Genomic DNA, 9,650 nt, shown 5'->3' with positions numbered 1-9,650 from the left:
TCATTATAAAAATATTAAATTTTTGTCTTGACAACTGAGCCATTATACTTTGTCGACCTTATTTTCATCCAGTTCTAACATTTCGACAATATCCGAAAGTGTATTGGCAACTTTGTCAACAACTTTTAACATCGTCTCTGCATTCTTAAAAACATCCACAAGTATTTCAATTTTTTTACCCATATACTTTTCTCCTTTACGCATAAACTATATTATTTTCTTGTATATCACAAGACACATTGTCTCCTCGCATTTCTAATTTTTTTCCAGTTTCCATTTCTTCCAATTTAATCACATTATCACATGAATCTATTTCTGCAATAAGTGCACTTTTCATTTTATGCTTTATCATCGCCTCCTTTATTTTTTTTATAGTTATGATCCCAGTTATAACCACCACAATAGCTCCGGCTGTTATAAGTCCTAACATAATCCAACCCAACATAATTAATCACTCCTCTACGACAAATACACCATCTCCTTTTGCTAATGAGTTTTCAAGTGCTTGATCTAATTTTTCATATTTGATCAACACAGAGTCCTCAATATTATGTGTGACATCATCTACAATCGCAATAACAATATTATTATTATCTTCCCAAACTTCTATGTCTTTTCCAATTTTACTTAAAGTGCTTTTATTGGCTTTTAAAATAATTGCTTTAGATCCACTCTTTATTCTGTCTTCTCTCCCTTTAATCCACTCTTGCACTTCTTTCATTGATAAATTACTAGTAAACATCGCCTTACCAAAGCACTGTTCCAGCAACCTTGAACATTCTAGTTTTTTATTTTCTTTTGATTGAATAATCATTTTTTCAATAATAATACCGATAACGATACCTCCTGCAACAGTTAAAATATATTTAACCATAATAAACTCCTTTCTCAAACATGCACATTTTCTTATTAATTACCTTACTATTTTCTTGTGTTTTCTCTTCACCTCCCAATAATATATACATTGATGTGTGTTTTATAAACACAACTTAAATTGGTGTATTTAATTAATACCATTCAAAAATAAATTAAACCTTTTATATAACTCATATAACTCATTTACCAGCCCTATCAATTTCTCCATTTCAATGTGTGAAATCGAAAATTTTTCTGTTATTTGTTGTAGAATTTTTGATTCACTATCCGAAATAACTTCATCAGCAATAACAAGACCTATAATTTCAGCAGTAACTGCTCTCTTTCCCCTTTCGTCACACAATTCATTAAGCCTGTTCAATGATTTATCCAAACTCAATTTAGCCATATATCTATGTTTTATGTTCATTTCCTGGCAAAATTGATCAATCAAATTCTTTTCTTTTTGACAAAAGTCATCATCACTTTCCGCCAAGTTAATACATAAATCAAGAAATACCTCTTTTGCTTCTTCATTCAATAAATTTAAATACAAATTAATTTTCCTCCTCTAATTATACATTTGAATTTTGATTATCTTGTAACCTAATTCAAATATAAAGATTTTTTGTTCATATTTCTTTATATAAATTACATTTACATTCGATAATTTATATAAAATTTCACTTTTTTGCCCCCTAGGACGTTTGCCTTAAATAAATCTGTCAAATTAACACCCAAATCACCTTCTAAATCCGTTGATTTTATAATTTCCAGTTTATTACTTTTGTGCTCAACAGCAGCTTTAACATCCGGGAAGCGATCAATCCATATATATTCATACTGTTTTCCTGAGGGTTCTGTTCCTTCACATGTGAATGTATATTCACTATTAAGTTTGCAATCAATGGTTGCTTCCGCATCATATTGTTTGGATGATTTTGCATTTGCTCCAATTTTAAGTGAAGAAACTGTTCCTATGACCATTTTAGAGACGCTTATATGATCCATAATATAATTAGCAATATCTGAAATCATCTCTCGAAGAACAAATTCCTTGTATTCTTTCAGCGAAATCAATTCTTTGTTCCTACGTGGATGTTCTGCATACAACACTCCCATTGACCAGTCTGCACCTGTTGCATTGGTATATTTAGTTGTTTCACTAAATGTGATATAACTAGGCAAAAATCTCTTATATATTTCTCCCCATATTTTAAAATTCATCATCATCAATGGATTAGCAACAAATCCCGCCGTCATTAATGCCTTTGATAATTGTTTCACCTTTTGTTGTAAACTAATATTCTTTTCATTTTCAACAATCATATAAAATTTCATTTTTTACTCCTTTTCTTTTGCCATGTCTTACACAAGAATACATGTTTGTCTAGTATTCATTCTTAATTTTCATTAATTAAGTTGACAAGATTAATTATTTCTTGCCGCATAATAATACTACTTGTTACACTTCCATTATTCCTTATTGGCAATAAACCCCAAAAAACAAAATCCCAAAAACGTACCAATACATGCAAGTACAACACATAATATTATTTTTACTCCTGCTGACAAGCTACCTGCTTGTACAACATCTGTCATCAGTTTCATAATAATCGGATCAATTAACAATGCCATAATTCATTCCCCCTAGTATATAATTATTTGCCACCGTAAACCTGTACTCTAAATTCTTACCTCGAACTTCGGGCAAGTCATTTGCGACTGCATTTCCCGATTATCTCTCAGCAAGCACGGTTTCTTAACACCTCTTTCATACTCCCACACATCCTTCATCCCTCTTTTAGGGGCGATCACCTCGAAGGTTGGATCAAAATAGTGTTTACAAAAAGCACATTTTTTCATTCCGGTAGAGCCTTTCCGAGCTGTTAACCATGTCATTTCCCGCCTCCATTCTTAGATTTCCTTTGCATATGTATTCCTCTAAAAATACATGTCATTAGTCTTTCCATTTTTTAATATAGATATATTAGCACCGTATGTTCACTTCGTTTCTTAAAAATTTTCACAGCAAAACAAAACCAGCGCATTGCTTTTATAAGATTAGGGTGTCAAAAGTCCATTTTCATGACGGAGATATTTTTTTGAAGATTTGCGCTACAATATCTTGAGGCGATGCGGCGCATCGTTGATAGATATTGTAGTCAAAGATTTGAGAAAATAGCCCGTCAGGGAAATTCAGACCTTTTGACACCCTAATCTTTATAACAAAAAAAAGGATGTCAAAAGGTCTGAATTCCTCTGACATCCTAATCTGATCAACTTTTATTTACTTTTCCTTACTTCCCACTCTCAGCACTTGCGGTCGGTGTCGCGCTCGGCGCCGCCTGCAGGGAATCCCCGCCCACGATCGTCTGATCCAGCGGCTCCGGAGTCGGTGTCATTGTTGGCGCCGCATCGGACTGTTGATAGAACGGATCGCCGCCATGCCATACGAAGCAGTAATTTCCGATCATGCATACTGCCCCGACAATTACTGCCAGTATGATGATGTTACGTCCTCTGCCATGCATCCAGTCACGAAACTGATGCCACGTCTCACTCAATTTATGTTTCACGATATCTCATGTTCCTTTCCGTTGTTACACCTGATCACGACAGGTTTCCAATATCTTTGACTAACACTGCCGTCTCTGGTGGGCAGTCTAAGATCAATTTGCCGGACTGTACCGGGTACACCTTTGTCTCTATGGAAAATCCACTGGCATCGGTAAGGATCACACGTGCCATTCTAGTTGGCTGTGTCATACCCAAACGCCATACCGGGATCTCCATATGTCTTGTATCCTGACTGATATTAATTGCTACCACAATATGTTCATTGTCATCAAAACGACCATAACTAATGCACTGATATTCCCCAAACAAAAATAGAATAGAGCCGGTTCGCAGTACCTGGTGTTCTTTGTGGATACGGATCAACTCTTTGTGATACTGGATCAGCTCTTCGTCTTCGTGTCCCCAAGGATACGCACGTCGGCTGTCCGGATCTGTCCATCCGCAAAGTCCTGCCTCATCGCCATAATAAATGGTCGGCGCACCCGGCCACGTCATCTGCATTAATACGGCCATTCGAAACAGGTTCTTATTAACGCCTTCATTCGCAGCATCTGCTCCACGCGAAGAGATACGGCCAACTTGATGGTTGGTTCGTGTCAGGAAACGGGAGTGGTCATGATTGGACAATTCATTCATCGCCACCTGCAAAGACTGCGTATTAAATCTTGTCATATAATGCCGCATGGAGCCAAAGAAAGCATCTGCATTCCCGATAAGATCTCCTCGGTATTCATCGCTGTGTTTCTCCACACCGGTCAAAAACCAGGTGAGTGGTTCCATAAATGCATCGTAGTTCATCACGGTATCCCACTGATCACCCTTTAACCATTCTGTCGGATCACCATAGTGCTCTGCCAGCACGATCGCATTCGGATTGGCTTCTTTTACATTACGGCGGAATTCGTGCCAAAAATGATGGTTGTACTCTGCGGTCTGCCCCAAATCTGCTGCCACGTCCAAACGCCATCCATCAACATTATAAGGTGGTGAAACCCATTTGCGTGCGATCCGCATAATATATTCGTACAACTTTGGGGATTCCTCGTAATTGAGCTTTGGCAGTGTATCGTGCCCCCACCAACCGTCATAATTAACATTGTACGGCCACGTATCCTCGCGGAACTTAAAGAATGTGCGGTATGGGCTGTCTTTTGATACAAAAGCACCTTTTTCGTAACCAGGCGCATCTTCGTAAATACATTCACGGTCGAGCCATTTATTGAAGGATCCGCAATGGTTAAATACGCCATCGAGTATGACCTTCATTCCGCGGCGATGTACTTCCTCTACAAATTCAATAAAAAGCTGATTACTTGCTTCCAGATTTTCTTTGTCTGTCACTCGACAAATATAGCGTGTAGCATCTTTATTCGGGTGCTCCGGATCGTGAATGATCAGATTGCCATTTTCGTCACGCTGTAGATTTTCGCCGTCATTTTTGACAATACGTCCAAAATGCGGGTCGATATAATCATAGTCCTGAATATCATATTTGTGGTTTGATGGAGAGACAAAGATCGGATTGAGGTAGATCGCCTCAACACCAAGATCCTGCAAATAATCTAATTTCTTCATAACGCCGGCGATATCACCACCGTAAAATTCACGCACATCCATCTCGCGAGGATATTTCATCCAATCAGTATTTTTGTGCGTTCCCTCTCCGATGTAAAAATATTCGTCCGTCTCCACGTCGTTACTGCGATCTCCATTGTAAAAACGATCGACAAATATCTGATAAATAATGGCGCCTTTCGCCCAATCAGGGGTCTGAAACGATGGTGTAATGGAAAAGTTATAATAATTTTCTACACTGCTGCACACACCAACGCTGTTGAAATAACATACCATATGTCCACTATGTACTTCAAAGTAGTATTCTACTCTGCTGTCTCCAAGTTTTACCGTATATTCGTAATAGTCAAACATTTTGTCGTTGGCTACTTTCTGCATCGTGTAGCGCTGCTCGTCAAATACTAAAATGACCTCGTCAACGTTTTCCCGCCCTGTCCGAAAACGGAGATGTACCTCTTCGAAGCAATCCGGCTCAGACGGATTACGGTAAGACGCAGTTCCATCGCTGAATAATGCCTGTGGGTTAAAGATCACCGTCAAATTATCCATGTATAGCTGCGTTTTCTGCGCCTTAGACATTTTATAAAATGGAATATTGATATCCATAAATGCTCCCCTTTTCTATTACATCAATTTACACACTTCACTCTATTTTATCAGAATATGCCGCTTTTGCCAATGATAAAAGTGTCTCGCGGTCATTTTGCTCCGGCTGGTCAAGCACCTGTTCCAGCAAATACTGTAGCAGCTCTCCGATCTGCGGGCCCGGTTTAACCCCCAATTCCGTCATGATATCACGCCCCGTGACGGCAAGCTCTTTGATGGTAAGCGCCGGATGGAACTGTTCCATCTCCATAAAAAGTCGATATACCGCTGTCACCCGCTGCAGTTTTTCTCCCGCTTTGTCTGGATTTTGCGCCAAAATATCTGCATACTGTACTAACGTTACAAGTGGCATAAATTCTCTGCCAATCCGTGCCGCCGCACGTCGGATCTGCCGTTTTTGCGGCTGCACACGCTCATCATGATGCTTGATCAGCGTCTTGACCCGATTCACCGTATCATTATCAAACGTCAGTCTACGCAAGATCTGTCCTGCCAACTTCGCTCCACTGTCCGGATGTCCATGGAAATGTCGTATTCCCTGCTCATCTTCCGTGGCGCAGTCCGGCTTGGCTACATCATGCAGAAGCATTGTGAGACAAAGCACCTGATGTGTCTTTTTGTCACACGCCGGAACGATCTCACGAATCACCTGTTCCATGTCATTCCAAGTGCCGTCATCGATCTGATCATCTATGATCTCTAAGCGTTCCTGCAATGAATCATGCCCTACTCTGTCTGTCGTTTCAGTCAGACTTTCCACCGCTTCGGCGTTTTTCTGACGCAGAAAATCATTCATGATCTCTACACTAACTATACTATGCTCACCCACGGTATAAATATGGTGCGGATTTTTCTGTTCAAAGGTCATCATGCGGTCTAATTCCGGCAAAAAATATGCTGTCATTCCTGTATCAACTGCTTCCCGAAGCTGTCCAGAGTCTTTTGAGATCAATAACTTCGTCATTTCCACACGAATACGCTCTGCGCTGATATTTTGCAAATACTCTGCCCGCTCTACGATCGCCTGTCTTGTTTTTTCCTCGATCGTAAACTGAAGCTGTCCCGAAAATCGTACAGCACGCAGCATACGCAGTGCATCCTCATCAAAACGCTTATCGGGATCTCCTACACAGCGAATGATTCTTCGTTTTAGGTCGCTGATACCATCAAACGCATCGACCAGTCCGGTCTTCGGATTGTATGCCATCGCATTGATCGTAAAATCCCGCCGCTCCAGATCGTCCACAAGATTACCGGTAAAAGAAACCTGCTTTGGATGTCTATTATCTTCATATTCTCCATCAATACGGTATGTCGTCACCTCGTAGCCAACATGATTTTTCATGACAGTAACGGTACCGTGCTCGATGCCCGTATCAATCGTCCTGTCAAACGCTTTTTTGACGGCTTCCGGTTTTGCCGAAGTCGTGATATCCCAATCCTCCGGCTCTCTTCCCAACAATGTGTCACGAACGCATCCGCCCACCGCATACGCTTCATAACCAAGACTTTCCAAACGGTCAATAATCTCGACAACAGACCGTGGTAATCGCATTTCCATGAATTGCTCCTTTCTGTCAATGCTTTTCAAACTGCCAATATATCTTTCGCAAATCCCATGCGAAAACTCCCCTTGTTTTTATTTGAAAAGACCCTCAAATCTTGATCGACAAAATTTGAAGGTCTTATTTCTAATGGATGTTTTCTGCAATCCTTTTGCAGATACTATCATCAAAATCCTGCATCATCTCTTTTTCTGACAAGACCATCCCTTGATCACTGCATCGTGCCCAGCAGTAAACTGGTAAGATCCAACCCGCAATTCTGCTTTAAGGTTGTAAGGAATGTAATCAGATCAATATTCTCGGCATACTCATTGATCGCATTCTCATCTGCAAAATCATATATTTTAGCATCGGCTGCCGGTGCGCTGACCTTCGGATCTTCACCATCCTCCGAAGCAATGTTTAACGTAACCATTGCACTGCTGCCGCTAAGTACTTTGATCTCTGATCTCGCTTTCTTCGTATCGCCTTCAAACGTCCAGTCTAAGGAATACAGCGCAAATGCCGGCATTTTGTTTTCATCGGCTTTGATGATGATCTCACCTTTGCAACTGCCTTTTTCCAACGCCTGAACATCCATATTCTTTACTTCGATAGAAAGGAATTTCTCACCGTCTGTAATATATTCCTTGCTGACATCCTCAAGCAAAGAGGCATCCACGCTCGCATATAATTTTGCATTGACTTTGCCGGACTTCATCTCACCCTTGCCGGATAATTTAGCATATTCTGTCTTATCAACAATGAAACTCAACTCATAACCGAACTTGTTGCCTTTCTTCGGCAAAAAGCTTCTGATCTCAATCGTATTTCCATCTTCTGTCTTGGCAGAATATGTTCTTCCGACAACTTCACCACTCTTATCCACATACAAAGCAGCTTCTAAATTAATGTTTTCCTTGGAAGCATCTTCCGCAGCCAGCTCTTTTTCAAACTCGCTCACACCGTCCTTAAACTGTGTATAGGCAGATTTGTCCGCTTTTTCAATGATTGCCTTGATATCTTTATCTTTCTTTAACTGTTTTGCCATCTTCGCAGCAATATCACATACCTTTTTGCTGTCGGCTTTGGCAGTCAGTACAGTACACTCTTTACTGATCCCTTCTACCTTGACGGTCTGATTCTTCTTAGTCACACCGGTAAGATTATCATAAACAATATCGGAATATGTTGTTAATACATTTTCTAATGTATCTCCATCCGGTACTTTGTCCATGACAGCACCGGCTGCTTTGACATAATTAACCTGTCCGTCTACATCTCCCAAATTGCTGTAATCCAAATAAGCATCCGAGAGCTCCGGTATCTGCATATACACCTTGCCATCTTTGTAGTCTGCATAAAGATTGTAGCTCAACGCATCTTTTCCGTTTACCTTGAGGACAGACTTCGACGTTGCTACTTTGTCCTTTGCTTTCACATTCGTCTCTATTTCCATAGACTCCAGCCCAATCGAAGAAAGCATTGGCTTTAACGCATCACCAGCCTCTACTTTGATCGTTGATTTCTTCTGCTGATCATTTAGCTTGATCGACTTTGTCATTGCATTGTAAGACTTTACTACCTTATCTACTGCTTTATCACGATCTTTCTTGGCAATATAGCGATAGTAACTTTCCGGACTGCCTTTGCTTCGAATAAAATTGGACAATGTATCGTAGTTTGCAGCGGCTGCTCCTACTGCAACCAATAATACTGCGATCACTGCAGCAATAATATACTTTTTCTTGCTCTTTTTGGCCGGTGTTCCTACTGCCCCCTGCTCTGCTGACGCTGCTGCAGCCGCATCTTTCTGCTCTGTCGCTGTTTCAACGGTCACATCATCTGTCTTTTGCTCTAATCCGTCATTAACAGTTTCTTTTTCCATACTCATATTCTGTTTCCTCTCCTTCAAACCTTCATTAACAATGCCAAGTCATTAATATACCGTAACCGCACCAAAAAGTCAAAAATCCCCTACTATTCGTTGTGGTAGCATATCTCGAAATCCACACTTTCATCATCCGCCACCGTCATGATCGCATACGATTTTTTGCCATCCTCCTGTCTCGGAAGTGAAATGCTGCCCGGATTTAATACTGTAACTCCAAAAACCTTTTTCAGATATGGCACATGGGTGTGGCCATACATTACAATGTCTGCTCCATTTTCCTTGGCGATGTCTGTCATAAGCGGCACGGAAGGTCTTGCTCCGTAAATGTGTCCATGCGTTATAAATACTTTATGACCGCCCAGTGCGATCAGAGCTGCTGCCGGAAGCTTACTCATACCATCACAATTACCACGCACCATATAAACCGGGCAGGTGAAGATGTTACGGATCTCTTGTTCTGTCTCGGCATTCTGACAGTCACCCAATTGAACAACACCGTCAAAATCGGTGCCGATCTGATCAAGCACTTCTTTTAGATATATATTAATTCCATGGTTGTCACTAAAGATCAGAAAACGTTTCATAATATTCTACTA

General features: G+C 40.4%; 12 protein-coding genes. All 12 read right to left on the bottom strand.

Features of this window, described 5'->3' with window-relative positions:
• Positions 1 to 42: 42 nt before the first annotated feature.
• Positions 43 to 183, bottom strand: coding sequence for a hypothetical protein (locus DXB73_RS14600; protein ID WP_182448341.1), 141 nt, complete (start codon positions 181 to 183; stop codon positions 43 to 45).
• 13 nt (positions 184 to 196) lie between these two features.
• A complete protein-coding gene (locus DXB73_RS12345) occupies positions 197 to 445 on the bottom strand; it encodes a hypothetical protein (RefSeq protein WP_118691348.1) in 249 nt (82 codons plus the stop codon).
• Positions 446 to 451: 6 nt separating this feature from the next.
• The gene (locus tag DXB73_RS12340) at positions 452 to 874 is read right to left on the bottom strand and encodes a hypothetical protein (protein WP_118691347.1); all 423 of its coding nucleotides are present in this window, start codon (positions 872 to 874) and stop codon (positions 452 to 454) included.
• Positions 875 to 1,003: 129 nt separating this feature from the next.
• Complete coding sequence (locus DXB73_RS12335; RefSeq protein ID WP_118691346.1) at positions 1,004 to 1,411, bottom strand: hypothetical protein; 408 nt, start codon at positions 1,409 to 1,411, stop codon at positions 1,004 to 1,006.
• Between the two features lie 101 nt (positions 1,412 to 1,512).
• A complete protein-coding gene (locus DXB73_RS12330; protein ID WP_118691345.1) occupies positions 1,513 to 2,196 on the bottom strand; it encodes a hypothetical protein in 684 nt (227 codons plus the stop codon).
• Between the two features lie 135 nt (positions 2,197 to 2,331).
• A complete protein-coding gene (locus DXB73_RS14595) occupies positions 2,332 to 2,493 on the bottom strand; it encodes a hypothetical protein (protein ID WP_182448342.1) in 162 nt (53 codons plus the stop codon).
• A gap of 48 nt (positions 2,494 to 2,541) precedes the next feature.
• Positions 2,542 to 2,757, bottom strand: coding sequence for a hypothetical protein (locus tag DXB73_RS12325; protein WP_118691344.1), 216 nt, complete (start codon positions 2,755 to 2,757; stop codon positions 2,542 to 2,544).
• Between the two features lie 398 nt (positions 2,758 to 3,155).
• Positions 3,156 to 3,434, bottom strand: a complete 279-nt coding sequence (locus tag DXB73_RS12320) for a hypothetical protein (protein WP_118691343.1) — start codon at positions 3,432 to 3,434, stop codon at positions 3,156 to 3,158.
• Between the two features lie 34 nt (positions 3,435 to 3,468).
• Positions 3,469 to 5,616 (bottom strand): glycoside hydrolase family 13 protein, encoded by a 2,148-nt coding sequence (locus DXB73_RS12315; RefSeq protein ID WP_347559550.1) that lies wholly within the window; start codon positions 5,614 to 5,616, stop codon positions 3,469 to 3,471.
• 37 nt (positions 5,617 to 5,653) lie between these two features.
• Entirely contained in the window at positions 5,654 to 7,177 is a 1,524-nt protein-coding gene (locus DXB73_RS12310; protein WP_118691342.1) for a CCA tRNA nucleotidyltransferase, read from the bottom strand.
• Between the two features lie 215 nt (positions 7,178 to 7,392).
• Positions 7,393 to 9,054, bottom strand: a complete 1,662-nt coding sequence (locus DXB73_RS12305; protein ID WP_118691341.1) for a hypothetical protein — start codon at positions 9,052 to 9,054, stop codon at positions 7,393 to 7,395.
• A gap of 86 nt (positions 9,055 to 9,140) precedes the next feature.
• Complete coding sequence (locus DXB73_RS12300) at positions 9,141 to 9,638, bottom strand: metallophosphoesterase (RefSeq protein WP_118691340.1); 498 nt, start codon at positions 9,636 to 9,638, stop codon at positions 9,141 to 9,143.
• Positions 9,639 to 9,650: the final 12 nt, after the last annotated feature.

This window comes from Clostridium sp. OM05-6BH, assembly GCF_003481635.1.
Lineage (GTDB): Bacteria > Bacillota > Clostridia > Lachnospirales > Lachnospiraceae > Butyribacter.
This window is presented reverse-complemented; position numbering and strand designations above follow the sequence as displayed.